This is a genomic window from Salinibacter pepae (genome assembly GCF_947077775.1).
Taxonomy (GTDB): Bacteria; Bacteroidota; Rhodothermia; order Rhodothermales; family Salinibacteraceae; genus Salinibacter; species Salinibacter pepae.
Genome location: NZ_CAMTTE010000001.1, coordinates 1397370 through 1424345 on the forward strand (window position 1 = coordinate 1397370; position 26976 = coordinate 1424345).

Genomic DNA, 26976 nt, shown 5'->3' on the forward strand with positions numbered 1-26976 from the left:
TGCCCGCCTGCCTGGTCGAATGCCGCCGATCGATTGGGTGGGCTCGTGTCTCGGAGGGCCCACTCGACGCGGCAACAACAGGACGCGTCGCCGGGGCCTCGTGCCTTGACGTCAGGGACGGCCGGATGCGGCGCAGATGTGCTTGTGCCGGGGCGGCCCGGGACAGCCCTCCGCCGCCGGTTGGCACGCGGGCTCCCAGGGGTCGGGAGGTGCAAACCGGCCCTCGTCGTGCCCCCCTGGCAGGCCGTCACCGCTTCATCGCCAGGGTCACGCCGTCGGCCAGTGGGAGCACGCTCAGGTCCACGCGCTCGTCGTCTTGAATCTTCTCGTTGAGGCGCTGAATGGCCCGCACGCTCTCCTCCTCCACGTCCGGGTCGGCGACCCGCCCGCTGCGAAACACGTTGTCGAGGGCAATGACCCCGCCGGGCCGCAGCAGCCGGAGCGACTGCTCGTAGTAGGTGTCGTAGCCCTCCTTGTCCGCGTCGATGAACGAGAAGTCGAAGGTTCCGTCCTGCCCGTCGTCGATCAGCGCCGCGAGCGTCTCCTCGGCGGGGGCGATGCGGAGGTCGATGCGGTCGGCCACGCCCGCCTCTTCCCAGTAGCGACGGGCCACCGCCGTGTACTCCTCGCTCACGTCGCAGGCGACGAGGGTGCCCGTCGGCGGCAGGACCGACGCCACGGCGAGTGCGCTGTACCCGGTAAAGACGCCGACCTCGATCGTGCGGCGGGCCCCGATCAGCTGGACGAGGAACTGCAAGAACTGCCCCTGCTCCGGGGCAATCTGCATGTTGGACCGGGGGTGCTCGGCCGTCTCTTCCCGGAGGCGCTGCATCACCTCGGGTTCACGCAGGGACACGGACAGGAGATACTCGTGCAGCTCGTCCGGGAGGCCGATCGACTGGGTAGACATCGTGGGGTGGGTGGAGCAGTGAGTACAGTGGCATTGACCGCATGACGTGGCGAGGGCAACGTTCCCCGGTTCGTCTCTGCGGCGGCCGGCACGGGCGTCCCTCCCCCCACGTCGTCACGCGGAAGGCGGACGGGGCACACGCCCCGAGCCCCCTCGGTGGTCTTCTTTGACCGCACGCCCCCGTCCCCCTCACGGGGCGTCGCGGAATTGGTCAAGCCAGGCGTCGGTGTCGGGGTGCTGGGCGAACGTCGTCACGGCACTCTCGACGGCCTTTCGGCTCGCCTGCCCGTCCAGTTCGTCCGCGACGGTGGCGTAGAGGGCCTCGAGAAGCTGGAGGGGCGTCTGCTCCGCCTCGCCCGCCACGCCCCGAAAGCCCCGCCGCGCCGCCGCATCGAGGAGGTCGTCCCAGGCGCGATCGAGGCCCCGGTGCAGGGCGCCAGCGGTGCTCATCTCGTCGTCCTCCGCGATGTCAAGTGCGCGGAGCAGCGCCCGGGAGGCGCCGTTGGTTTCCGGCCCCGTGAGCCCGTCCACCGTCACGGGCCGATCGAACAGGTGGGTCAGTGCCATCTGCCAGTACAGGACCCGCGACTCGTGGCCCGGGACGAACCCGGGCTCCCCTCGCCCCGACACGTGAACGTGATCCTGATGGGCCGCGTCGAATTTGTAGTTGAGCACGGTCCCGAGGTGCTTGCGGAGCACCGATTCGACGGCCAGGTAGAAGCGGCGGTCGCTCGGGTACTGGTTTGTGATGAACGCCTTGTCGGTCCAGAAGATGCCGTCGATGTCGAACGCCCGGCCCGCCCCGTGCAGTCCGCTCTTGTCCACGTAGGCCCCGGCCGAGGTGATGACCTCCGCCGTCCCGAGCGGGCAGGCGGCCCAAAGCTCCTCGAACGCCGCGTGCAGGGTCGTCTCGAACGGCTCGGTGCAGTGAAAGGTATAGGGAGTGCCACGCGTCCCGTACCCGGCGCTGGGGGCACGGTCGTAGTGGACGGGGACCCCTGCAAGCTCCTGGAATGTGTTCTCGGGCTTGGACATGGCGGCGGATGGAGCATTCGTGGACGAATCGGCGACCCGCTTCGGGACTCGGGAGACACGAAGGGCCGCCCCGTCATAACGTTGGGGTCCCCCCTTCGACCGCCCGCCGGCATTCCAGTCAGTGGCGTTCTCGGCCACTGGGGGCCCATCCGGGCGGGACGGCGGAACGAACCCGCCGGACTGGACCTTCTCGGATTGGAGCCTGCATGCCCCGAACGCGACGTGACGACCCGGGTACAAGGCACTGTTGCGCGTCGTGGGCCCCAGCGCACCCATCATCATTCCTGCCCGGCCTCTCTCGGCCGGGGCTCGACACCTGCCCCTTCCCCCCCATGAGCAGCCCACACATTCTCTGGGTCGACGACGAGATCGACCTGCTCCGCTCGCACGTGATGTTTTTGGAGGAGAAGGACTACGACGTCTCCACCGTGGCGAACGGGGCCGACGCGGTCGACCGGGTGCGGCAGCGCCCCTTCGACGTGGTGCTGCTCGACGAGCAGATGCCGGGCATGGAGGGGCTGGAGGTGCTCGACGCGATTAAGGACGAGCGGCCCACCCTGCCGGTGGTGCTCGTGACGAAGAGTGAGGAGGAGGACCTGATGGAGGCGGCCCTCGGCAATCGAATCAGCGACTACCTCACCAAGCCCGTCAACCCCAGTCAAATCCTCCTCACCTGCAAGCGGCTGCTGGAGCAGTCGCAGATTCGGAAGGAGGCCCTCTCGCAGGAGTACCTGCAGTCGTTTAATCGGATCTCCCAGCAGCTCCGCGGCGCCTTCTCCCCCCACGAGTGGATCGACCTCTACCAAACCCTCGTGGAGTACGACCTCGAGCTGACCGACGACGAGGGCGCGCGGCAGGTCTTTCAGGACCAGTTCGAGGAGGCCAACCGCGAGTTTGGGGGGTTCGTCGAGGAGCACTACCCGGAGTGGATGGCCCGCGTCGACGAGGCGCCCGGGAATGACCGCCCCGTCTTGTCCCACGAGGTGGTGCCCGAATTCGTGCTGCCGGAGACGGGCGAGGAGCCGGTCGTCTTTTTTGTGATCGACTGCCTGCGGTACGACCAGTGGCTCGAGATTGCCGAGCTGCTCCGGCCCCACTACACCGTCGACACGGACTTCTACATGAGCATTCTGCCTACGGCCACCCCCTACGCCCGCAACGCCATCTTTGGCGGCATGCTGCCGGTCGATCTCGTCGACCGCTTCCCAAAGGCGTGGCAGACGGGCGAGGAGAGCGAGCACAGCCGCAACCAGTACGAGGACGCCCTGCTCCGCCACCAGCTCGACCAGCACCACCGCGAGGACCTGAGCATCCGCTACGACAAGCTCATCACGAGCGAGGACGGCCAGCAGCTGGCCCAGGACGCGGCCAACCTGACGCAGCACGACCTGAGCGCCGTCGTCGTCAACTTCATCGACATCCTCGCCCACAGCCGCTCCGAGTCGGACGTCCTCAAGGAACTGGCGCCCGACGAGGAGGCCTACCGGGCCCTCACGCGCACCTGGTTCGAGCACTCGTGGCTTCTCGACATGCTGCAGGCCCTGTCCAACACCGACTGCACGGTCGTCCTCACCAGCGACCACGGCGCCGTGCGCAGCCTGCAGTCGACCAAGGTGATCGGCGACCGCGAGACCTCCACGGCCCTCCGCTACAAATACGGGAGCAACCTGAAGTGCGACGCGGACGACGCCATCTTCGTCCGCGAGCCGGAGCGGTTCGGGCTGCCCAGCTACGGGATGAACACGACCTACCTCCTGGCCAAGCAGGACTACTACTTCGTCTACCCCACCAACTTCCACCACTACGAAAACCTCTACCGCGACACCCTACAGCACGGCGGGGCCTCCATGCAGGAGATGATCCTGCCGGTCGCGACGCTCCGGCCGAGGGAATCGTCCTGAAGACCCGCGCTCTGCCCGCGGTCGAAATGCCTGCCCACTGATGCGCGATGCGCAACGCGTGACAGGCAAACGAGACAGTACGCGCCTCACGCGCCTTACGCATCACTCCTCACGTTTTGCGCCCAATATGCTCCCTACAGAGACCAATGCCATCCGGGACCGCCTCCCCCGAACGACCGACTCGGTGGAAGGCACCATGGCGCTCGGGGCCCGCATCGCGCAGGGGCTTCCCCCAGGCGCCGTGGTCGCGCTGTATGGGGACCTGGGGACGGGCAAAACCCACTTCGTAAAAGGGGTCGCGCAGGGCCTTGGGCTGCCCCCCGCCGAGGTCCGCAGTCCCACCTTTACGATCCTCGCCGTCCACGACGACGGCGACCGGCCGCTCTACCACTTCGACGCCTACCGCGTGCAGACCCCCGACGAGTTTGTAGAGCTGGGCTTTGAGGACTACGTGCACGGCGACGGGATTGCGTGCGTCGAATGGGCGGATCGGATCCCCGATCTTCTCCCGCTCGACACGATCCACCTCCAGTTCCACCACGTCGCCCCCTCGAAACGCCGCATCACCCTCGGCGCCCCGAACGGTAGTGAGGAAGTAGTTTCAGACTGCGCCCCGAACGGCAGTGAGGAAGTAGTTTCAGACTGCGCCCCGAACGGCAGTGAGGAAGTAGTTTCAGACTGCGCCCCGGACGATGCCTCTTCTGGAAACGACCGCTGACGCTCGACCGACGCGTCCCGGTACGAGCGCCTCTACGGCGAGAACGCCCAACGCATAACGCTCAACCCTCAACGCGCATGTCCGACGCCCTCGACCTTCTCCTGGACCGCCCCCAGTACGCCAATGTCGCCGACGACGCGTTCGCGCCGGGCCTGGACCGGGTGCGGGCCCTGCTCGACGGGATGGGCAACCCGCACGAGGCGCTCCGGGCCGTCCACGTGGCGGGCACGAACGGGAAGGGCTCCACCGCCGCGATGACCGCCGCCATCGCCACCGCGGCGGGCCTGCGCACGGGCCTTCACACCTCCCCCCACCTCACGCACGTCGCCCAGCGGATGCGGGTGGACGGCACGCCCGCCCCCACCGACTGGCTCGCCGACACGCTCGATGCGCATCGCAATTTGATTGAAAAGACGCAGCCCAGCTTCTTCGAGCTCGCCGTCGCCCTCACCTTCCGGTACTTTGCCGAGCAGGACGTGGACCTGGCGGTGATCGAGGTGGGCCTGGGCGGGCGGCTCGACTCGACGAACGTGCTCGCTCCGGCCCTGTCGGTGATCACGCACGTCGGCCTCGACCACACCGACATGCTGGGCGAGACCCTCGACGCCATCGCCCGCGAGAAGGCCGGCATCATCAAGCCCGAGACGCCCGCGCTCAGTGCCGTAACCGCGGACGAGGCCCGGGCCGCCATCGCCGCGGTCGCCACCGAACAGGACGCGCCGCTCCACCGGCTCGACGACGAGGCCACCTGGACGACCCACCGGTCGGGCCTGACCGGGAGCGTGATCGGCCTCGACACCCCGGCCCGTCACTACGACCGCCTCTCACTGTCGCTCGCCGGCCCCCACCAGCAGCGCAACGCCGCCCTGGCCGTGCGGGCCGCCGAGCTCACGTTCCTGGCGGGCGAGGACGATGCGTCGGCCGACGCGGCGGTGCGGGACGGCCTCGGCGACGTGCGGGGCCACACCGGCTTTCACGGGCGGCTCGACGTGCTCGGGAACGAGCCCCTCCTCGTGGTCGACGTGGGCCACAACCCCCCGGCCATCGCCGCGACCCTCGACACGGTGGCCCCCGTCGTGGCCGGGCGCGGTGGCACGCTGCACGTGTGCCTCAACGCCGTGCGCGGCAAGCAGCTCGACGAGACGGCCCGGCTGCTCGCCGCCCACGACGCCGTCGTGACCCCCATCCCCATCGACACGAGGCGTGCCCTCCCGCCCGACGAGATTGCCGAGCGCCTCCGCGCCCAGGGCGTCACGACACGCACGCCGCGGCCCCTCGCCGACGCGCTCGACGCGTTTGAGCGGAGCGCGCCCCCCGCAGACGGACTGCTGCTCACCGGCTCGCACAAGCTCGTGGACGTGCTGCCGCCCCGGTTTCGCGACTGATCGTCGCTTCCCGCTCTCCCTTGCCGCTTGCCCCGCCCATGCTCTTCCCCGCCAGCGACGACGACGTCCCCTTCGACGACGCCCCCCGCATCCTTCTGTTTACAGGAAAGGGGGGCACCGGCAAGACCACCTGCGCCGCCGCCACGGCCCAGCACGCGGCCCGGCAGGGCCACAAGACACTCGTCCTCTCGTCGGACCCCGCCCACAGCCTCGCCGACGCCCTCGACCAGGAGCTCGGGCCCGAGGCGCGAGAAGTGCGCGACCGCCTCTTCGCCCAGGAGGTGGACCTCTACTACTCGATGAAGAAACACTGGGGCCACATGCGGGAGCTGATGCTCACCGTCTTCCGCTGGCAGGGGGTCGACCAGATTGCCGCCGAGGAGCTCGCCGCGCTGCCGGGCATGAACGAGGGCTCGGTGCTGCTGTGGCTCGAAGAGGCCCTCCGCGAGGCCGACTACGACCTCATCGTGGTGGACAGCGCGCCCACCGGCGAGACGCTCACCCTGCTCACCCTGCCCCAGGTCACCCAGTGGTGGCTCGCCAAGGCGTTTCCCTTCCAGAAGATGGCGGTCAAATCGCTCGGCTTCGGCGTCCGCAAGGCCACCGGCATTCCGCTGGACAAGGGCTACGAGGAACTGGAGGTGATCTTCGAGAAGCTGGAGCGCGTCCAGCAGGTGCTCGCCACCCCATCGACCACCTCGATCCGGCTCGTGACGAACCCCGAAAAGATGGTGATTGAGGAGGCGCGGCGGGCCTTCACGTACCTGCAGCTGTACGGCTACGGCGTGGACAGTGTCGTCGTGAACCGCGTGCTGCCGGAAAACGAGGTGCCGGCCGACTCGTTCTTCGAGGGCTACGTGGAGAGCCAGCGCGAATACCTCAAGGAGATTGAGCAGAGCTTCCGCCCCCTTCCCATCCTGCAGGTGCCGCACCTGGGCGAAGAGGTGTTCGGGGCCGAGCGCCTGGGCCGCATCGGGAACGCGATGTATGCGGAGCGGAACCCGACGGACGTGTTCTACGACGAGCCCACGTTCACGGTGCGGGAGGACGGGGACGCGTACGTCCTGAACCTGCGCCTCGCGTTCGCCACGGAGGCCGACGTCGACGTGCGCCAGCTCGGGGATCAGCTCGTGGTGCAGGTCGCCAACCAGCGGTCCAACGTGATCCTCCCCAACTTCCTCAACTACTACCACATGACGGACGCCACCCTGGAGGAGGGATGGCTCCGCGTCCGCTTCACCCCGGATGGCGAAGCCTCTTCGGATTGAATGCGATCGAAGATCGCCCGCTCACGTCCCTCTTCCCCTCCACGCCCTTTCCCCACTCTCTCGCCCCCCACGCCCTCTCCACGAACCCGTCCGGGCCCTCTCCGTTGAGGGCGATGTCTCGTTCATCCGAGCCACTTCCGTCCGCACTCCTATCCGCTCATGTCCGTGCCCGACGCCCTTCTGAAGCAGCTCTACACGTTTGGCAGCCTCGAGAATACCGACCGGGGCGTCGAGTTTGCGCTCAAGAACCGCCTGCAGGACGCCACGCTCACCGGCCTCCTCGACGTAAAAATCAACGGCGACACGGTGCCGCCGGAGCGGGTGCACCTCTTCATGGGCGAGGGCGAGACCCACGCGGCCGACGAGATCTCCGACGAGGATGCGCTCGACTTTCCCCTCCGCCGCACCCTTCACCTGCGGGCCGACCGCCCGGCGCTGGAGACCGGCACCCACACCCTCGAGCTGACCTTCCGGGCCGACCCGTTCGGCACGCTCACCTTTTCCGTCGAGGACTCGATCTCCGAGCAGGACGAGGCCCTGGAGCGCATTCCCCGCGCCCCGGACGACAACTGCAGCCAGGCCATCATCGACGAGCGGCAGCAGTTCGTCGAGGACTACAGCGACACCTCGCTCGACCACGTGCCCCACTACTCGTTCGACCCGGCGGTTACGGAGGGCAACGTCGAAAATTTCACCGGCGTCGCCCAGATTCCGCTCGGGGTTGCCGGGCCGCTCACGGTGCACGGCGAGCACGCGCAGGACGACGTGCTGATTCCCCTTGCCACGTCCGAGGGCACCCTCGTGGCCTCCTACAACCGCGGCATTAAGGTGTGCAACCTGAGCGGCGGCATCGAGGCGACCGTGTCCCGCGACTCCATGCAGCGCGCCCCGGTCTTCATCTTCGACAGCGCCCGGGCGGCCCGCGACTTTACCCACTGGGTGGACGACCGCATGGACGCGATCCGGGCGGAGGCGGAGTCGACCTCCAGTGTCGCGGAGCTGCTCTACATCGACCACTACCTGTCGAACCACTTCGCGTACCTGCGCTTCAACTACCGCACCGGCGACGCGGCGGGGCAGAACATGGTGGGGCGCGCCACCTTCGCCGCCTGCGGCTGGATCATGGACCAGTACCCGGGCGCCGTCGAGCACTTCTACCTGGAGTCGAACTTTGCGACGGACAAGAAGGCCTCGCAGGTCAACGTGATGCGGACGCGGGGCAAGCGCGTGACGGCCGAGGCCACCATCGACCGGGACACGCTCGCCCAGCACATGCGGGTGGAGCCCGAGGCCCTGCACCACCACTGGAACGTGTCGACCGTGGGGGCCTTCCTCTCCGGCGCCAACAACAACGGCGCGCACTCGCCCAACGCCATCACGGCCCTCTTCATCGCCACCGGGCAGGACGTGGCCAACGTCTCCGAGTCGTCGGCGGGCGTCCTCTACACCGACCTCACCGACGACGGCGACCTGTACATCTCGCTCACGATTCCGTCCCTCATCGTGGCTACGTACGGCGGGGGCACGGGCCTGCCCACCCAGCGCGAATGCCTCGAAGTGATGGGGTGCTACGGCAAAGGCAAGGTCCACAAGTTTGCCGAGATCGTGGCGGCGGCCACCCTCGCCGGCGAGCTGTCGCTGGGCGCCGCCATCTCGTCGTCCGACTGGGTCTCCAGCCACGAGACCTACGGACGCAACCGGTAATCGGGCACGAGAGCATGGGGGCACCGCAGTGAGCGAGTGGAGTCCCCGCCTCCGTGGCCAGCGGCCCCTGTTCACCCTTCAACGGTCCAACGCTCAACGCGCATGCTTGCAGCCTTCGAGGTCGCCGTTCCGGCACTCTACGCGGTTGCCATCGTGGCCCTCACGGCCTACGGCGGCAACCTGTTGTGGCTGGCCCTCGTCCACGCCGCCAGTGAAAGATTACGCGACGGCCCCGTGCCGGCCCCCGACGACCTGCCGGAGCCCGACGACGACTGGCCCGTCGTGACCGTGCAGCTGCCCCTCTACAACGAGGCCGAAGTGGCCCAGCGCCTCATCGACGCCTGCGTGCACCTCGACTACCCCCGCGCCAAGCTCGACATCCAGGTCCTCGACGACTCCACGGACGCGACAACCGAGCGGGTCGCCCAGCGGGTTGCCCACTGGCAGGCCGAGGGCGTCAGCATTACGCACGTCCGCCGCGACGACCGGACCGGCTACAAGGCCGGCGCCCTCGCCAACGGGCTGCACCGTGCCCGCGGGGACCTGATCGCGATTTTCGACGCCGATTTCGTGCCGCGCCCGTCGTTCCTGCGCCGCCTCGTGCCGCGCTTCTTCGACGCCCCCGACCTGGGCATGGTGCAGGCCCGCTGGGGCCACCTCAACCGGGACGACTCGCTGCTGACGAAGGTGCAGGCCTTCGGCCTCGACGCCCACTTCGCGATCGAGCAGCGGGTGCGTGAGCTGGCGGGCTGCTTCCTTAACTTCAACGGCACCGCCGGCGTCTGGCGCCGCGCCTGCATCGAGGACGCGGGCGGCTGGGCCCACGACACGCTCACCGAAGACCTCGACCTTAGCTACCGCGCCCAGCTGCAGGGGTGGCGCCTCACGTACGTCCCCGCCGCGGAGGCCCCGGCCGAGCTGCCGCCCGACATGAACGCGCTCCGCGCCCAACAATTTCGGTGGGCGAAGGGCGGCGCCGAAACGGCCCTCAAGCTGACGGGCCGCCTCTGGCGATCGGCCCAGCCGTGGCGGGTGAAGCTGGAGGGCACGTTCCACCTTACCGCTCACTTCGCCTTCCCGTTTATCCTGCTCGCCGCCCTCACCCACGCCCCGCTCCTGCTGCTCAAGGGCATTGGCCACGGGCCCGGGGAGGTCTATTTCGCGATCATGGGATTCGGCCTGTTCGGGTTCGCCGGGTTTTTCCTCGCCCAGCTGTTCGCCCAGCGCGCCCTGCACCCCGATTGGCGACGGCGCCTCCGCCTCTTCGTGCCGTTCATGGCCGGCACCATGGGCCTCTCGCTCAGCAACACGAGCGCCGTGTGGCAGGCCCTCCGGGGCACCGACACCGCGTTCATCCGCACGCCGAAGGTGGGGAGCGCCGGCGGCGACGGCTGGTGGGAAAGCCGCTACGCCATCCGCGAGGTGCCCCGCGTCGTGTGGGGCGAGCTGGCCCTGGCCGTCTATTCGACGGTCGGCCTCGGCGTCGTGGTGGGCCTCGGCGAGTGGGCCGCTGTTCCGTTTCAGGCGCTGTTCGCGCTCGGGTTCGCGCTGGTGACCGCGTCGAGCCTGCGGCAGGCCCTGACGGCCCAGCAGGGCCCGACGGCCTCCGCCCCGGCCTCGTCGCCGGCCGCCTGACCCTCAAGGCCTCCTGCGGGACGTGTCCCCCTCCGGCGGCACACGAACGCTCGCTGCAACCGGGCCTGCGTCGGGAACCCCCGTGGGCGCCTCTCATTGCCTCTGTCCTCTCTCCCGTCCCGAGCGCATTCCTGCCCCCCGTCATGTCTGTGCCCGACCTTCAAGAGCCCCTTGCCCTGCTCGAACAGGAGGACTACGACGCCGCCATCGCGACGCTTCACGACACGGTCAGGGCCCTGCCGGCGCATCTGGGGGCGCACGTGCTGCTGGCCCACGCCTACGAGTCCCAGGAACGCTGGGAGGAAGCACTGCAGTCCTGGGCGGAGGCGCGCTTCCTGATGCCGAACAGCCCCATCGCCAAGGCGGGCACCCAGCGGGTCCTTCGCCGCCTGGAGGATCACGACGGCGCCTCGTTCACCTTTGCCTTTCCCCCGTCCCTCACGACCTCGTCCCCCTCCGACGCCGACCCGGACGCCGCCCCCAACGACGCTGCCGCTCCGGCCGAGGGGGCGGAGGACCCGGCCGCCGACGCGGACTCCGGCCTGGCCCAGCTGCGGCGCCAGGCCGAACGGGAGGCCCGGCAGGGCGGCGCCCGCCCGGGGCTGTCCGACGCGCCCCCCTCGTCCGACCGTCCGTCCTCGCCCGACGAGGCCCCGCCCACGCCCGAAGAGCAGGTCGAACAGCTCGAGGACGAGGGCGACACCGACGACCTTGACCACCTCATCAACGAGCTGCAGTCGGCCCGCATCGAGCCGGAGGCCGAGGCCGACGCCCCGCCCCCGGACGTGGACGAGGAGGCCGGGATGGCGGCGGAGGACGACACGGAGGACATCGTCTCGGAAACGCTGGCCCGCATTCACGAGGGACAGGACGACTACCAGGAGGCCGCCCGCATCTACGCCGCACTGGCCGAGCAGGAGCCCGACCGGGCCGACGAGTTTCAGGAAAAGGCCGACGAGATGCGTAGGAAGGCCGACGAGGCCGGGGAAGACGCCTAGCGTCGGAGCGTTCATCGTGGCGCGTGGAGGCCCGATGCCCGCGCCCCGCTTTCTCATCACCCATCGCCGTCCCGAATGGACGTCCTTCTCGCCCTCCACCGCCGGTCGCGCCGCACGGTCGTCGGCCTCATGTCTGGCACCTCGCTCGACGGCGTGGACGCCGCCCTCGTGCAGCTGGACGGCAGCGGCCCGGACCTGACGATGGACCCGGAGGCGTTCGTGCACATCCCCTATCCCACCGCCCTCCGGGACCTCATTCGCGCAAACACAGATCCGGCCGCGTCGTCGGTCCGGGACGTGACGCGCCTCGATGCCCGCCTCGCGGAGGCGTACGCGGCGGCCGTCGACCGCGTGGTGGCGGAGGCCGACGTGGACCGCGGGACCGTCGACCTCGTGGGGGCCCACGGCCAGACCGTGTGCCACCTCCCTGAGCCGGCGGACTGTGCCGGCAAGGACGTCCGGGCCACGCTCCAGCTCGGCAACCCGTCGACCCTCGCGACGCGGCTGGGGGTGCCGGTCGTGGGCAATTTCCGCGCGGCGGACCTGGCGCTGGGCGGACAGGGCGCCCCGCTCGTGCCATACTTCGACCGGGTCGCCTTCACCGATCCCGACGAGGCTCGCGGGCTGCTCAACCTCGGCGGCATCGCCAACCTGACGGTGCTGCCCGCCGGCGCGGCCCCCGACGACGTGCGGGCCTTCGACACGGGCCCGGCCAACATGGTGATCGACGCGCTCGCCACCCGCCTCTTCGGCGCGCCCCACGACCCGGACGGCCGGCACGCCGACACCGGCACGCCCGACCACGACCTGCTTGCCGACCTGCTGGAGGGCGAGTACTTTCGCCGCGAGCCGCCGAAGTCCACGGGCCGCGACGACTTCGGGCCCGACTACGTGGACCGCCTGCTCGGCGCCGCCCGGTCCCGCACCCTCTCCCCCGAGGACACGATGGCCACGGCGACGCTCCTCACCGCCGCGTCCGTCTACCAGGCCTACGCGCAGTACGTGCGTCCGGAGCAGGCCATCGACGAACTCATCGTTAGTGGCGGGGGCGTGCACAACGACACGCTCTGGCGGATGCTGGAGGAGGCCTTCACCCCCATTCCGGTCCGCCCCACGTCGGACCACGGCGTGGCCCCGGACGCGAAGGAGGCCCTCTGCTTCGCCGTCCTCGCCCACGAGGCCGTCAACGGAACGCCCACGAACCTGCCGTCGGTGACGGGGGCCTCGGCGCGCACTCCTCTCGGCTCTCTGAGCGTGCCGGGGCCATAGCGGCCGGGCCGAGGGGCCTGGACGCCCCGCCGCCTTGGCAAAAAGCCGACGAAAGGCCCGCCTCTCCCGCCCGGGATACAAACACGCCCCCGCCGCCGGAATATAGAAGGATCGGCAGTCGCTGCCTTTCCCAAACCCAAACGCTCCCATGGAATCCCAGGAGCAGTCCGACCAGACGGCCCTCGCCGAGATCGGTGAGTTTGGCCTCATTGCCCTCCTGCGCGACACGCTCGGCGAGCCCACCGACGACACCATTGTGTCGGGCATCGCCGACGACGCGGCCGTGTACCGCACGGACGAGGACCGCGTGCACGTCATGACCACCGATACCCTCGTGGAGGGCGTCCACTTCGACCGCGCCTTCATGCCGATGGAGCACCTCGGCTTCAAGGCCCTCTCGGTCAACGTGAGCGACGTGGTGGCGATGAATGCGTCGCCGCGCTACGCCACCGTCTCGATCGGCATCCCGCAGAACGTGTCCGTCGAGATGATTACCACGGTCTACGAGGGCCTGAAGCAGGCCTGCGACGCCTACGACATGCACATCGTGGGGGGCGACACGAACGCGTCCCACGGCCTCTCGCTCTCGATCTCGGTCGTGGGGGCGGCGGCGGAGGAGAAGGTGGTGTACCGCACGGGGGCCCAGGTCGGCGACAAGATCTGCGTCACGGGCGACCTTGGCTCCTCGTACGCGGGCCTGAAGGTGCTGCTGCGCAATCGGGAGCGCCTCCAGGAGCAGGAGGAAGACTTTGAGCCGGACCTCGACCCGTACTCTTACGTCATCCGGCGGCACTTGGCCCCGCCGGCCCAGCTCAAGACGGTTCGCGACTGGGGCGACGCCGGGGTGCAGCCCCACGCCCTCATCGACATCTCGGACGGCCTCTCCGCCGAGGTGCACCACATCTGCGAGGCCGGCGACCTCGGCGCGCAACTCTACGAGCCGGCCCTCCCCATCGACCCGGAGACCCGCAACACGGCCACCGACTTCGGGGAGGACGTGACGATTTACGCCCTGTTCGGCGGGGAGGACTACGAGCTGGTGTTCACGATTCCGGAAGACGAGCTCGACGCCCTCGACCCACAGACGTACACGGTGGTGGGCGAGATCGTGGAGCCCGACGATCCGGAGCACCCGATCAAGCTCCAGCGCGCCCACGGCGAGAATGTCCCGCTTCAGCCGGGGGGCTTCGACCACTTCGACGGCCCGTCCGCGACCGCCCCGCCGGCGTAGCCGTTCAGTCTACCCGTCCGGCGGCGTCCTGACACGCCGTCCGGAGGGCACGGAGCTCGTCTTTGAGGCGGTCAATTTCGGCCTCCAGCGTCTCCAGGGCCGCCTCGGCGTCCGCAAAGTCCCCCGCGTGGGCCATCTCCTCGAGCGTCTGGGCCGCCTCGCTGGACGGGGCGGCCCGAAGGCTGCCCGTCGCTCCCTTTAGGCCGTGGGCCTCCCGTTCCAGTGCCTCGGCGTCTCTGCTTGCAACCGCGGCCCGGATGGCATCCATGTAGTCCGAGCAGTCGTCCAGGAACGAGTCGATAAGGGTCACGATGACGTTGGGGTTCCCGTCCAGGAGTTCGACGAGGGCGTCTCGGTCAACAGCAGGGGGGGGCATGGGCCTCCAATCCTCTAGAGCAATTCAGTGGGTACCTCGATCAGCGCCCGGTGGGAAAGAGACGGGGGCGTCCCGTCCACGGCCCGTCGGGACGGGCGTATTTTCCCGACGGCGAGGATCAAAGCGGAGTATATTCCCTCCCTCCGCCAATTCATCGCGCACACAGGGCCTCTGAGGGGGGACGTTCGGGGACCTTCGTACATGCAAAAAACATGCAAGAAATGAGGCGCCCGCCCCTACGGCCTCTGCCGCGAGCAGACGGGCGGGGCCCACCGATCGAGCCAGGCCTGCCGCTGGGCGTGGCGCCGGTGGTACCCTGGGGCCTGTCCGATGGGGGAGCCGGGCGGGGCATCGACGGTAGATGGGCGGGCGGCCGCGTCGTGGGACCGGTCGAAAAATCGCTCGATCGACGTCCGGACGGCCGTTCGGTGGGCTTCGGCCTCCGCCCCCTCGCCCGGATGGTCGGCGAGCCAGTCTCGAAGCGTGCGCAGGTGCTGTTCGAGGCGGGCCTGCACGGCCGGGGCCCCGTCGGCGGCGTCGGCGCGGTCGAGGAGCACGTCCGTCCACACCTGCTGCACCGTCCGCTGCACCTCGGCCCGGTACCCGTCGGCGGGCGGGTCGGCCTTCCACACGGCGTCGGTAATTTGCGCGAGCGTGCCCTGCAGGCCCGGCAGGTCGGGGGTGGCGTCCCGCTGCTCGATGAGGCGCAGGGCCCGTTCCGGCACGGTGAGGGCATCGAGCACCATGGTGGCCGCCACCTCGGCCGGGGCGTAGGGGTCGAACGTCGGGTCCGTCCGGCCCTCGAACACCTCGCGGGTATCCGGATGGCCCGGCGGACGTGGCGGGATGCGGTCGCGGGCGGCCTCCGGCAGGGCCAGCGCCGCGGGCGTGATCGTGGACAGCAGGGCGTCGAGGGCGGCCGCCTGGCGTTGGGCCGGCACGCGCTCGGACACCTGCGCCTCCGACTCGCCACGCACGGCGTACTCGTAGGCCTCGCCCCCAATGAGCTTCGCCGTGGCGGCGACCTGGTACCGGTGGCGCAGGTAGAGGGGCACGAGCGCCTCCTCCATCTGGGCGAGCGGCGTCCCGCGCTTCACGACCGCCTCGCCAAACCGGTCGAGGGCCACGTCTCGCACCCGCATCTCCCGATCGAGGGCGTCGACCATGTTGCGCCCGTTGTCCCAGAGGTTGCCCTTCGGGTGGGCGGCGCCGGCCGGACGGGCGTCCGCGTCCGTCACGTACCGGAGGCCCGCCCGCTCCGCTGCCCGCACGAGGCTGTCGAGCAGCGCGGCCTCCGTCTGATTGGGGCCCGGACGGGCGTAGGCGTACTGGAGGGCCTTCACGTCCCACCGCTCCACGCCGGTGTCGTAGGCGCCTTCCAGGGACACGGAGTCTCCCTCCACACGGGCCCGCGGCGCCGGGTAGTCCATGACCGAGGCGCGGTCGTTCACCGACGCGGCAAAGTTGTGGGCGAGGCCCAGCGTGTGCCCCACCTCGTGCGCCGACAGCTGCCGAATGCGGGCGAGCGCCATTTCCAGCATCGGATCGTCCGCGGCCGGGATGCCGTCGGCATGGGCGCCCTGGTACGGGGCCAGGAGGCCCTCGGCCAGCAGGTAGTCCTGCCGCACGCGCTGGGAGCCGAGGGTGACGTGGCCCTTCAGAATCTCGCCGGTCCGCGGGTCGGTTACGGAGGCGCCGTAGCTCCAGCCCCGCGTGCGGCGGTGCACCCACTGGATCACGTTGTAGCGCACGTCCATCGCGTCGGCACTGTCCGGCAGCACCTCGACCCGGTAGGCGTCCTCAAAGCCCGCGGCCTCGAACGCCTCCCCCCACCACCGGGCGCCGTCGAGCAGGGCGCCGCGCACCGGCTCGGGCGTGCCGGGGTCGAGGTAGTAGACGATGGGCTCCTCCGGCGGGCACAGCCCGTCCGCGCCGGGCGCCGCCGCACAGGTGAGCCGGTGCCGGTTGACGAGCCGCTTCGTCATGGACTTCCCGATGGGCGTTGCAAAATCCATGTAGTCCGTGTAGAAGAGCCCGGAGCGCGGATCGAAGCGGCGCGGGGTGTACCCGGCCGTATCGGGCAGCTCGACGAGCGAGTGGTGCACGCGGAGCGTGAGGGCCCGGGGCGCGGCCGCCGTCCGCTCCACGTACGCCCCCGGGTCGCCGTCCGTGGTGAAGGTGAGCCGCGCCTCCAGCTCGGTGTTCTGGGGAAAGGCCTTCACGTGCTCGGGAACGGGCGCACTGCGTCCCTCCGCGAGCGCGTACGCCCCCTGCCCGGTGTTTTTCAGGCGACGGGCCACCCCGTGGGCGTCGCGCACCACGAAGTCGGTCGCGTCGACCAGCACGTGCCCCTCGGGCCCCTCGGCCGCCACCTCGAAGCCCTGCAGGACACCCGGCGCGAACGCCTCCCGCACCGCGGTTCGCTCGTACTCGTTGTCGGAGGCGGCGCGGTAGTCGAGGTTCGGGGTCACGAGCAGCACCGTCGGCCCCGTCCGCTCGAAGCGGACGACCCGCTGCGTGCCGAGCTGGCCCCGATCGAGCCCGACGGGGTTGGACCCGAGCCCCGTGGGCAGCGAGCTGACGTAGAGCATCTCGGTATCGAATCGGGTAATCTCCAGCCAGAGTTTGCCCGTCGCCGCGTCCCAGTAGACCGGAACGTAGCCGTCCATTTTTGTCATCCCCTCGGTCTTCTCGGCGATGGTCGGCAGGGACGAATCCTCTGCGTCCTGCGCGAGGGCGGGGGACGTGAAGAGCCCCACCGCCCCGAGCACCAGGAGCACGACGCACGAGCAGCGCAGCGAGGCGGGCGGGGAACCAAAGTGCATGGGTGCGCGACCGGGTTGGCACGGGGATGGAACGTGGAGCTGCCCAAAACCTACGAAATCAGGCGTTAGAAACCGAAATCCACGCCGGCACGGAATTCCTGGATTCTTTGCGGCGCAACCGTGGAATCCTCATCCAGCGCGTAGGCATTTTCCGTCGGCACCCGTTAGGTTTTTCATCGTGTAGATTCTGCAGTCGGCTCCGGTGTGGTCCGGCGGAACTCCGTCGTCCTCTGTCTGGCCCCTCTCTCATTGAATAACTGATTCCGTCTCATGGAAGTAGGAAGCAACGAAGTCAAGGGCAAAATTGTCGAGGTGCTCGGCCCGGTCGTCGACGCCGAATTTCCGCGCGACGGCGTGCCCGATATTCTGGACGCCCTCCGGATCGAACGGGAGGACAGCCGCGACCTGATTCTGGAGGTGCAACAGCACCTTGGCGAACGGCGCGTCCGGGCGATCGCGATGGACTCGACCGACGGGCTGCAGCGCGGCCAGGCCATTGCGGCGACGAATCAGCCCATCAGCGTGCCCATCGGCGAAGAGATTCGGGGGCGCCTCTTCAACGTCGTCGGCCAGCCGATCGACGGCCTGCCGGAGCCGGACGTCGACGAGCGCCGGGCCATTCACCAGGACCCGCCCGAGTACAACGAACTGACCGGGTCGCAGGAGGTGCTGGAAACCGGCATCAAGGTGATGGACCTGATCCAGCCGGTGCCCAAGGGCGGCAAGGTCGGCCTCTTCGGCGGGGCCGGCGTCGGCAAGACGGTCCTCATCATGGAGCTCATCAACAACATCGCCAAGGCGCACGAGGGCCTCTCGGTCTTCTCCGGCGTCGGGGAGCGCACCCGCGAGGGCAACGACCTGCTCCGCGAGATGATTGAGGCCGGCGTGATGACCTACGGCGAGGAGTTCCGCGAGTCGATGGAGGCCGGCGGATGGGACCTCGACAAGGTCGACTTCGACGCGATGAACAGCGAGAGCAACATCTCGCTCGTCTTTGGCCAGATGAACGAGCCGCCCGGCGCCCGGGCCCGCGTGGGCCTCACCGGCCTCACAATTGCGGAGTACTTCCGCGACCTCGGGGGGCGGGACGTGCTCTTCTTCCTCGACAACATCTTCCGCTTCGTCCAGGCGGGCCAGGAGATGTCGGCCCTCATGGGGCGCATGCCGAGCGCCGTGGGCTACCAGCCGACGCTCGCCAGCGAGATGGGCGACCTGCAGGAGCGCATCACCTCGACGCAGGAGGGCTCCATTACCTCCTTCCAGGCCGTCTACGTCCCGGCCGACGACCTGACGGACCCCGCCCCGGCCACGACGTTCGCCCACCTCGACTGCACGACCGTTCTCTCGCGCCAGCTGTCGACGCAGGGCATCTACCCGGCCATCGACCCGCTCGACTCCACGAGCCAGATGCTCAACGAGCGGGCCCTGGGCACCGAGCACTACGAGACCGCGCAGGACGTGAAGGAGATCCTCCAGCGCTACGAGGAGCTCCAGGACATCATCGCGATTCTCGGAATGGACGAGCTGAGCGACGAGGACAAGCAGGCCGTCAACCGCGCCCGGCGCGTGCAGCGGTTCCTCAGCCAGCCCTTCTTCGTCGCCGAGCAGTTTACCGGCCAGCCCGGCAAGTACGTCCCCATCGAGGAGACCATCCGCGGCTTCCGCATGATTCTCGACGGCGAGCTCGACCACCTGCCCGAGCGGGCCTTCCTGCTGAAGGGCACAATCGACGAGGTGATCGAGGCCGGCGAGGAGATGGCCGAGGAAGCATAACCGAGTTGGGCGCCACGCGTCGTGCGTCGACCGTTTGCGCGACGCCCCCCTCAACCCCCAAACCCAATACCCACAGATGGCCGACGAACTGACCGTTGACATCGTGACGCCGGACGAGCGCTCGTTTCAGGGCCCGGCCAATGGCGTCCGCGCCCCCGGCATTGAAGGCTCATTCGAGGTCCGCGAAGACCATGCCCCCATGATCGCCGCGTTCGGCATCGGGCCCCTCATCGTGAAGACGCAGGCGGCCCACGAGTACGCCGACATGCACAACGACCGCATCATCTTTGCCACGAGCGGCGGCTTTCTGGAGATCATCGACAACAAGGTCACCGTGCTGGCCGAGACGGTCGAGCCGGCCTCGGAAATTGACGTGGAGCGGGCCGAGAGCGCCGAGGAGCGCGCGAAGCGACGCCTCGAAGAGGGCGTGCAGGAGGAGGAGCGCGAGACCCACGAGGCCGCCCGCGACCGGGCCCGAAACCGTCTGCGCGTCGCCATGGGGAAGGTCGGCACGCGACAGTCGTAAGGGCATCACGCGCCGGCCGCCCCCACTGTCCTGCATGTCTTTTTGAGGGGACCGGGACGCCGTCTCCACCTCTCCGGCGTCCCTCGTCCTGGCTGTCCTCCTCTCCCCGCCCCTCGCGGCGGGCCCTGCTCCCGCACGGACGTGCCTCGTCCGCGACGGCTGCGGCAGCCGGTCACTGAGAGACGGCCGATGGGTCGTGCGCACGAGATGATGACAGGACTGCGGCCGCAAGGGCGCGAACACGCATCGCGTCGTTCGCTTTTGCTCGTTCCCGATTCTTGTCCAGCTGTCTCGTCCCTCCATGCGGACTTGGCTTGCCCTCCCGCTCGTCTGTCTCTGGAGCCTCACGGGCGCGGCCGCGCAGCCGATGCCCGAGCGCCCATCCGACGACCTGCTGACGCGCCCTGCGCTGCAGGCGGTCGTGAAGGCCCAGGTCGACCGAAACGGCGCCCTGCTCCGCGAACAGATTGGGGCCGACGACGCCGACGTGCGGGCCCGGGCCGCCCTTGCCCTCGCCTCCGTTCGGGACACCAGCGCCATTCCCGGGCTCCTCGACCTGCTCAGCGACAGCGTGCCCCTCGTCCGCACCGACGCCGCATTCGCCCTCGGCCAGATGCCGTCGGGGGTGCCGGCGGCCCCGCTGCTTCAAGCCCTACGCTTCGAGCGCGACCCCTCGGTGCAACGACGGCTCATCGACGCACTCGGCGCGACGGGCAACGCCCAATCTCTGCGCGGCCTCATTCGGCTTCGTCTCCCCCCGGCCCGTCATTCCGACCTGGCGCTGGCGATCGCCCGCTACGGCATGCGCGGCGTAACCGACTCGACGGCCACGACCTGGCTTCTGAGCCACCTGCGGGACGACGACCCGTGGACGCGCCGCAACGCGGCGTACGCGCTGGGGCGGGTGGAGGCCCTCGCCGCCGGCCGCGCCGACACGATCCGTGCCGTGCTCAACGACACGGCCCCCGACGACCCGGCCGCCATGCACCTGCTTGGGGCCCTGGGCGCGACGGGCGACGCCGCCGATGCACCTCGCCTGGCGGATTGGCTCCGGACGGCCCCCGACTGGCGCACACGCGTGGAGGCCGCCCGGGCGCTCTCCGCGCGTTCCGCCCCCGGCGAATCCCAGAGCGTCCTCGTCGCGACCCTCAACGACGGCCATCCGCTCGTGGCCCGCACGGCCGCCGAGACGCTGGCCGGGCTCGACTGGTCCCCCAACCGCGTCGCGGCCGTCGGGGCCTGGCTCGACGCCCATCCCCGCCGGTGGCGCGTGGCCGCGCCGCTGCTGCTCGGCCTCGCCCGGAACGGACGTTCGGAGCGGGTCCTCAATACCGTCGGCCGCTGGCGCACTGAACGATCCCCCGTCGTCTACGCCGCGGCCCTGCCCGCCCTGGCCCCGATCGACGCGCCCCGTGCCGACTCGCTGCTGGGGGCGGCCCTCCGCAGCGACGACGTGCGGGTGGGCGCCGCGGGCGTGCAAACCCTCGTGGCCCGATGGGACCGCACCCGACCACGGAACGCAGAGGCCGTGTTCGACCGACTCTCCGCCGCCGTGCGCCGGGGCGACCCGGCGCTCCTCTACCACGGCGCGCCCGCCCTCGCCGACTCGGCCTTCGCCCCACGGGGCGCCGCCGACACGCTCGCCGCCACCTACCGCACGCTCGCCACGCCCGACGACCTGGAGGGCATGACGGCCGTGCTGGGGGCTCTCGGCACGCTCGGGGGCCCTACCGCCGAACCGATCCTCCGCGACGCGCTCGACCACCCGCACCACGCGATCCGAAACGCCGCCGCACAGGGACTTTCTGAGGCAACCGACACCACGGTGACTGCCGCAGCGAAGCCGCTCCCGGAGACGCCCTCAATCGACTGGAACTACCTTCAGGCGTTGGGCCCCCACCCACGCCTCGTGTTGGAAACGAACCGGGGCACGGTCACGATCGCGCTCGACACCGAGCAGGCGCCCCAAACCGTGCAGGCGATCACACGGTTTGCCCGGGAGGGGCGCTACGACGGCGTGCCGTTCCACCGCGTGGTGCCCAACTTCGTGGTGCAGGGCGGCGACTTTGCGCGACGGGACGGCTTCGGCGGGCCGGGGGTCTTTCTCCGCACCGAAGCGACGCGCATCGGCCACCGGCGGGGCACCGTCGGCATGGCCAGTGCCGGCACAGATACGGAGGGCAGCCAGTTCTTTGTCTCCCACAGCATGCAGCCGCACCTGGACGGCGGCTACACCGCCTTTGGGCGCGTGACGGACGGGATGGACGTGGTGGATCGGCTCCGCGCCTTCGACCGGATCGAAGACGCCCGGGTGGAGGCGACGGACGAATAGAGAGGGCTGTCGTCGGGCTCCTCCCCGTCGTGGAGCCTTGATGTCACTCAGACGCCTGATTTCGGAACGCCTCGAAGCCCTGCTCCTCGTACGCCCCGGAGCCAAAGTACCGGAGCATCGTCAGAAACATGGGCCGCTTGATGTAACCGGGCTGCTTCGCAATCGGGGTGCCCTCGGGGGTCATGAAGACCGTGGTGGGCACGCCCCGCGCCCCGAGCGCTAGGCCCAGCTCTTTCGACGAGAGCGTGCGGCCGTCGAACTGATGCGCCCCTGCCGTCGTGTCGCGGTTGAGGCGGGCATAGGTGAACTGACGGTCCAGGGTCGCCCGGACCGTGGAGTCGGCGTAGACGGTCTCCTGCATCTTCTGGCAGTAGGGGCACCACGGCGCGTAGATCTCCAGCAGAATCGGGGTCTCCTGCGCCTCGGCCTGGGTCACCACCTCCCCGAGCGAGCGAGGAGGCATCTCCATCTGCGCGTGGGCCGTGCCAACTCCGACCACGAGGGTGAGGACTGCCGAGAGAACGAAGGGTCGGACCAAAGGAAGCGAGCGCATTCGGACGGGCAGACGAGTAGATGTGAAAGCCTACCTGTCCGATGGAATCGATGACCGAAAGGTTCCTGCTCGAATCAACGCCAGTAGAAGACTCCCACTATTTCCACTTGAGGATATTTTCTGGTCTAGATAGCACTTTTTCATATCATTTGATGTAATCGAATCGTCTTAACAGTTCCGCTATCTTCGTCTATTTCGAACGTGATCTGCGTTCTTGTATCAGTTATCTCAAGCTCCCCGCTTCGCTTCGCTTTCTTGGCTGTACCCTGCTTCGCAATATACACGTATCCGGACTTCCGGACCGGCGGACTAAGCTGATTCCCCGCCATGCCGGGGCACAATTCTTTTTCTCCCACTGTGAGCGACCACTCCGAAGACGTAATCTTCATCTCTCGGAGCCTGAAGTCCGCCTTTCCTGCGGACTTGAAGTACTCCATCTTTAACCCACCGTAGTTCAGATCCACTCGGACGGTGCTCCCATCGGGATAGGGGATACGATTGAACGTTTTTGACTCGCCAAACAGACGGATTACTCCGTCAAGAGACGAGACGGCCAGTATGTCTCTGAACGTGGGTTGGGAGCCCGAGGACTTGCTGGAAATGAGTTCCCCTCCCACAGAGATGTTCTGGAACTCGGCGTGGCTGATGTAGGGCGTCGGGTCGTGCTGCCCCTGGACTGTCTTCTCCGTCTGCGCCTGAACGGCCCCTGTCTCAGCAAGGCTGATAATAACCATTGCCCAAACAAGTATGAATGGTCTTCTTGCAGCCGAAGAAAAAGTAATATATAAATATTTACAATACATTCTGTATTGCTCGTAGCCGCCATCAGGGCAATCAAATAGAAACAAAAAGAGTGGAGGATCCCGCATGCTCGTTCCTCAGATCATGCGGTGGAACGTGATCTCTTTCACCCGACCGTCGACGTCAATCGAAATCCCCAGCCGACGCTCTGATTGAGACCGCTCTGCTTTAGCAGTGTCGGTCGTTTTCGCGTTTCTAAGGTGGATGACGGCTCTCCCCCCGTCGGTGCTCTTCTCAGCGGATGTCCGTACAGACTCACGAACCGGCGTGCTCAGTTCACTTTCTGGCATCCCTATATGGACTCGACTACCATTTACTGTGAGTGACCACTCACTACCCGTGATCGTCAGGTCACGTAGCAATATCTTCCCCTTCTTTTCGGCTTTGATATACTCCAGCTTAAGTCCTTCGTAGTGAAAATATGCGATGAATGAGCCTTCTCTCACCAAATTTTTTTCTCGAGAGACTCCGGATTACCAAGGTATTGCGTAACTTGATCGAGCGAAGCAGCCGACAACAGATCGGACAGCGTCACCCCTTGGATAGTTGCACTGCTGCTTACCTCATCGGACTTAAGCCTGCCTCGGCTGAGAGAGGCTTTTTCGAAATCATCAAAGGTTATATACGAAGCCTGAACAACCTCACCCTCATAGGTTCTCTTGAAGACGTTTTCGGCTTGTGCTATCAGCATATCCGGAGAAAAAGAGACTGACAACAGGACTACTACGGAAGTCGCAACAAGGTACTTCATAGTTATATAGAGTCAGCTTCAGGAAACAATATAATCAGGAGTACTGATCGCAAAAAGAGGGGCACTTTCAGATTTCAAGATTACCTAAAACAGGTGTCCTATTCGAATAAACTCCCTATCTCAGCGGATCAAGTCAGAGAAGTGGTGGAATACGTTCTGGCGTGAGCCCGACGGAACAGATAGGTGATTACATTTACACTGTGACTATTAGACACTTTCGGGGGATCAGTTGTTCTTAATCATGGTACACGACAAAAGCTGGACGAGCCTTCACAAGACGGCTATTCCCGTCCCTCGACCGCGTCATTCCGAGCGTAGCGAGGCGCTGCGGAGCAAGTGCTCTCGGAGTGAATCTCTTTGAATGAAGCGGAAACGAGTTGGATCGGCTTGCCACTTGAGCACCGCTTTCGCCGCTTCTCGAAGAGATTCTTCGTCGCTGCGCGACTCAGAATGACTTGTGTCGAAAGATTGAAGTGTCATGTGAGTTTTGTCGTGCACAGAGGTTCTTAATTATGAATTTAATTGTATGTCAACAGTGTCTTCTATTTTCGCTTAGTGAAGGTCCTTCTCCAAAGGAATTCCCAGGTTACTTTGCCTCATTCCGAGATGAACCGTTTCACCTTCCGTCTTCAGAAAGTGGTCGGGCGAGGTCACCTCGGCCACCCCCAAATGGGCATCTCTCGATGTTTCAGTGAATTCATTTCCGTCCGGCCCGGCTCAACGGGCTTTCAGAACCGGCGAACGCTGAACTCCCCCAACCTTTGACTTGTATATAACTAATGTCGTTACTTAATTTATTTTTATATTTGCAATGGATTAGTACTTCCAAATGTCTAATCTGATGGAATTCGGCTGAGACGAACAACGTCAATAGCCCCTGCTTTTCCAGTCTTAAAGTTGAACTGCGTCATTCCGTTCATCAGCGGCTCAACTTTCTCATTCTTCGAATCATTCGGTTGTTCAATGTAGATTGCCCCGACACCACTCTTGTTATTTTTCTTCGATAGCTTACCAGAAACAGCCGACCGACGGACTGTTTTGTCAAGATCAGCGATGTCTCCCCCCGGAGACAATCTTTTACTTCCGATTTCCAGCCCCCACCTCGGGGATCGAAGCTCGATTGAGGTTATTCCCAGCGTGCCGTCCGCAAAGCCATGATACTCCACTGTTGTATCTCTATCATAGTGTAGCCATGCGGTGAAACTCGCATCATCGGGGTCGTCATTACGCTCGACCGACTGTGGGTCACCAAGCAAACGGATCACCTCGTCTAAAGAAGAAACAGTTAGAAGCTCTCGAAGCGGCACTTGACCATCGGGACGGTGGAGCGTGACCGACTGAAACTCCTCATAGGTAACGTAGGGCGTCTGGACGATCTGACCATTTGAATCCGTCCGCTGAAAAGTTTTTTCAACTTGTGCACATGCAGTGTCCGACCCCATGAAGGTGAATGCTGTGAACATAGCTAATATTGGAAGAAGCCGTTTCGTAACCATCGTACCATCTTTGCAGTTTTTCCCTGATAGTTCAATCGTCTTTTCTGTGCGTCTCCGTGCTTGATCGCACCCATCAGAGGTCGGGATTTCGTCTGAATACTAACTACATTGATCGGACTTTGCTTCCCCCTCCTCGTTGAAGTTGGTCCCGATATACTCTTCAGGATCTACAGTTTCTCCCCCAAGATCCTTGACCCACCCAAGATCTGTTCCATCCCCTTCACGCACCTCAAGGTGGAGGTGCTCCTGGTTACATTCTGCCTCCTCTGCGTTCCCACTCTTACCAGTTTCTCCAAGCTTACGTCCTTGAACAACAGCGTCATCTTCTCCGACTGCAGTTGAACTGAGGTGAGCGTACAGAAAGTATTGATTTTCGTTTTGAGAAGACTGAACGACAACATAATCGCCGAAGTCATCTAAGTAATCCACCTGTACAACCTCACCTCTCTCTATAGCGAACAACTCAGTACCCTTGTCTGCATCAAGATCGAGTCCTCCGTGGAACTGATTGTTATTCGGCCCCCTCGTGTCACCGTAGGTTCCCCCTTCAATTCCGGCACATGTCGCCCGAATGTCCATATCCTTAAGTGGATCCTGGGGACACACTTCAGTCTCATCCACGTCGTCGTCGGGCGGTTCCGCCGGCGGGCACTCCGATCCTGGCCCTGACGAACCTGGATATAGCCGCTTCGAAAGGCTTTTCGTAGATTCGCAACTCCTGTTCTCGTCTCCGTCAGCCCCCCCCACTTCCTCCACCGCCAACCCCATCTCCTCCGTCGGGATAACCTCCACCAAGTCCACCTGCACCACCTCCAGGAATCGACGAACCGCATGATACTTCGTATTCAGTTCCACACGACTCATTCCACGACCATCCAGCACAGGTAGTCACCTGCTCGATAGTGCAGACCTGGTTTTTAGAAGCGGGTTTTTCGGGGGATCCTACTGCATTCAATACGGCCTCCTCTTCTCCAGCCCGGATCAATTGCTCGTTGGCTATGTCCTCAGCTCCTGACGTGGCTGGAATCACACAGTTCGCGTAACGGACGCCCGTTTCTTCTCGTTGCGCTGCAGCCTCCGCCGGATCGCTTTTCGCTGCGGACACCGAAGCTTCGATCAGAGCCGCTTCGAGCGAAAAGACAATGCGCTTTTTCTCTTCACCCGCCTCTTTTACCATGTCTCGCGGGAAGTACAGGTACACGCTCCGGAACGCCACTGCCTCGGAGTAGGGCCGGCTCGCCAGGTAGCACCCGTACGGCGACGGGGTGCCGGCTTTTTTCGCCGTCTCCTTGCTCCGCGGCAAGCGCGGCTGTGCCTGCGTGGTTGGCTCCTGATCCGGGCGCACCATTCCTCGCTCCAGGGGCACCTCGTCCGGCGATGGCAGGGTGTTCCCCATCGGCATGTGGGAGAACGTGAGGGCCTTTGCCTCCAACCTCTCCGATTCAGGCGATGACGATCCCGTGAGCTGGTCACAGGCCCCTGCGAACAG

General features: G+C 66.5%; 21 protein-coding genes. 12 read left to right on the forward strand and 9 right to left on the reverse strand.

The features are described from left to right. Positions 1 to 247 precede the first annotated feature (247 nt). On the reverse strand, positions 248 to 910 hold the full coding sequence (locus tag OJA40_RS05745; protein ID WP_208426617.1) for an O-methyltransferase: 663 nt from the start codon (positions 908 to 910) through the stop codon (positions 248 to 250). 189 nt (positions 911 to 1099) lie between these two features. After that, positions 1100 to 1945, reverse strand: coding sequence for a hypothetical protein (locus OJA40_RS05750; protein WP_208426618.1), 846 nt, complete (start codon positions 1943 to 1945; stop codon positions 1100 to 1102). 332 nt (positions 1946 to 2277) lie between these two features. Here OJA40_RS05750 and porX point away from each other — a divergent pair, with 332 nt between their 5' ends. From porX to thiL, 9 genes are all read left to right on the forward strand, one after another. Next, entirely contained in the window at positions 2278 to 3846 is a 1569-nt protein-coding gene (porX, locus tag OJA40_RS05755) for a T9SS response regulator signal transducer PorX (protein WP_208426619.1), read from the forward strand. A 127-nt stretch (positions 3847 to 3973) separates the two neighbouring features. Then, positions 3974 to 4564 (forward strand): tRNA (adenosine(37)-N6)-threonylcarbamoyltransferase complex ATPase subunit type 1 TsaE, encoded by a 591-nt coding sequence (gene tsaE, locus OJA40_RS05760; RefSeq protein WP_263810107.1) that lies wholly within the window; start codon positions 3974 to 3976, stop codon positions 4562 to 4564. Positions 4565 to 4641: 77 nt separating this feature from the next. Further along, positions 4642 to 5949: a bifunctional folylpolyglutamate synthase/dihydrofolate synthase gene (locus OJA40_RS05765; protein WP_208426621.1), complete on the forward strand. Its 1308-nt coding sequence runs from the start codon at positions 4642 to 4644 to the stop codon at positions 5947 to 5949. A 38-nt stretch (positions 5950 to 5987) separates the two neighbouring features. Continuing rightward, positions 5988 to 7217, forward strand: coding sequence for an ArsA family ATPase (locus OJA40_RS05770; RefSeq protein ID WP_263792346.1), 1230 nt, complete (start codon positions 5988 to 5990; stop codon positions 7215 to 7217). Positions 7218 to 7376: 159 nt separating this feature from the next. Continuing rightward, positions 7377 to 8921 (forward strand): hydroxymethylglutaryl-CoA reductase, encoded by a 1545-nt coding sequence (locus OJA40_RS05775; RefSeq protein WP_208426622.1) that lies wholly within the window; start codon positions 7377 to 7379, stop codon positions 8919 to 8921. 102 nt (positions 8922 to 9023) lie between these two features. Further along, positions 9024 to 10556: a glycosyltransferase gene (locus tag OJA40_RS05780; protein WP_208426623.1), complete on the forward strand. Its 1533-nt coding sequence runs from the start codon at positions 9024 to 9026 to the stop codon at positions 10554 to 10556. A gap of 143 nt (positions 10557 to 10699) precedes the next feature. After that, positions 10700 to 11554: a tetratricopeptide repeat protein gene (locus OJA40_RS05785; RefSeq protein ID WP_208426624.1), complete on the forward strand. Its 855-nt coding sequence runs from the start codon at positions 10700 to 10702 to the stop codon at positions 11552 to 11554. A 75-nt stretch (positions 11555 to 11629) separates the two neighbouring features. Then, entirely contained in the window at positions 11630 to 12823 is a 1194-nt protein-coding gene (locus OJA40_RS05790) for an anhydro-N-acetylmuramic acid kinase (RefSeq protein WP_208426625.1), read from the forward strand. 148 nt (positions 12824 to 12971) lie between these two features. Then, positions 12972 to 14054, forward strand: a complete 1083-nt coding sequence (thiL, locus tag OJA40_RS05795) for a thiamine-phosphate kinase (RefSeq protein ID WP_208426552.1) — start codon at positions 12972 to 12974, stop codon at positions 14052 to 14054. A 4-nt stretch (positions 14055 to 14058) separates the two neighbouring features. Here thiL and OJA40_RS05800 read toward each other — a convergent pair whose 3' ends face one another. Together OJA40_RS05800 and OJA40_RS05805 are read right to left on the reverse strand one after the other, a co-directional pair. Continuing rightward, positions 14059 to 14430 (reverse strand): Hpt domain-containing protein, encoded by a 372-nt coding sequence (locus tag OJA40_RS05800; protein ID WP_208426551.1) that lies wholly within the window; start codon positions 14428 to 14430, stop codon positions 14059 to 14061. A gap of 236 nt (positions 14431 to 14666) precedes the next feature. Further along, complete coding sequence (locus OJA40_RS05805) at positions 14667 to 17255, reverse strand: zinc-dependent metalloprotease (RefSeq protein ID WP_263810108.1); 2589 nt, start codon at positions 17253 to 17255, stop codon at positions 14667 to 14669. A gap of 270 nt (positions 17256 to 17525) precedes the next feature. On the opposite strand from OJA40_RS05805, the gene atpD reads away from it, so the two are divergent. From atpD to OJA40_RS05820, 3 genes are all read left to right on the forward strand, one after another. Then, positions 17526 to 19028, forward strand: a complete 1503-nt coding sequence (atpD, locus tag OJA40_RS05810; protein WP_208426550.1) for a F0F1 ATP synthase subunit beta — start codon at positions 17526 to 17528, stop codon at positions 19026 to 19028. 76 nt (positions 19029 to 19104) lie between these two features. Further along, positions 19105 to 19554: an ATP synthase F1 subunit epsilon gene (atpC, locus tag OJA40_RS05815; RefSeq protein WP_208426549.1), complete on the forward strand. Its 450-nt coding sequence runs from the start codon at positions 19105 to 19107 to the stop codon at positions 19552 to 19554. A gap of 301 nt (positions 19555 to 19855) precedes the next feature. Continuing rightward, the gene (locus OJA40_RS05820) at positions 19856 to 21886 is read left to right on the forward strand and encodes a peptidylprolyl isomerase (protein ID WP_263810109.1); all 2031 of its coding nucleotides are present in this window, start codon (positions 19856 to 19858) and stop codon (positions 21884 to 21886) included. A gap of 43 nt (positions 21887 to 21929) precedes the next feature. Here OJA40_RS05820 and OJA40_RS05825 read toward each other — a convergent pair whose 3' ends face one another. The 5 genes from OJA40_RS05825 to OJA40_RS05845 all read right to left on the reverse strand — a co-directional run bounded on the left by OJA40_RS05825 (position 21930) and on the right by OJA40_RS05845 (position 26342). Beyond that, the gene (locus OJA40_RS05825) at positions 21930 to 22349 is read right to left on the reverse strand and encodes a thioredoxin family protein (RefSeq protein ID WP_263810110.1); all 420 of its coding nucleotides are present in this window, start codon (positions 22347 to 22349) and stop codon (positions 21930 to 21932) included. A 230-nt stretch (positions 22350 to 22579) separates the two neighbouring features. After that, positions 22580 to 23173 (reverse strand): hypothetical protein, encoded by a 594-nt coding sequence (locus OJA40_RS05830; protein ID WP_263810111.1) that lies wholly within the window; start codon positions 23171 to 23173, stop codon positions 22580 to 22582. Between the two features lie 509 nt (positions 23174 to 23682). Further along, complete coding sequence (locus OJA40_RS05835) at positions 23683 to 23991, reverse strand: hypothetical protein (protein ID WP_208426546.1); 309 nt, start codon at positions 23989 to 23991, stop codon at positions 23683 to 23685. Positions 23992 to 24824: 833 nt separating this feature from the next. Then, the gene (locus OJA40_RS05840; protein ID WP_208426545.1) at positions 24825 to 25487 is read right to left on the reverse strand and encodes a hypothetical protein; all 663 of its coding nucleotides are present in this window, start codon (positions 25485 to 25487) and stop codon (positions 24825 to 24827) included. A 99-nt stretch (positions 25488 to 25586) separates the two neighbouring features. Further along, positions 25587 to 26342 carry a M23 family metallopeptidase gene (locus OJA40_RS05845; protein ID WP_208426544.1) on the reverse strand — a complete coding sequence of 252 codons (756 nt, stop codon included), beginning with the start codon at positions 26340 to 26342 and terminating at the stop codon, positions 25587 to 25589. Between the last annotated feature and the right edge of the window lie 634 nt (positions 26343 to 26976).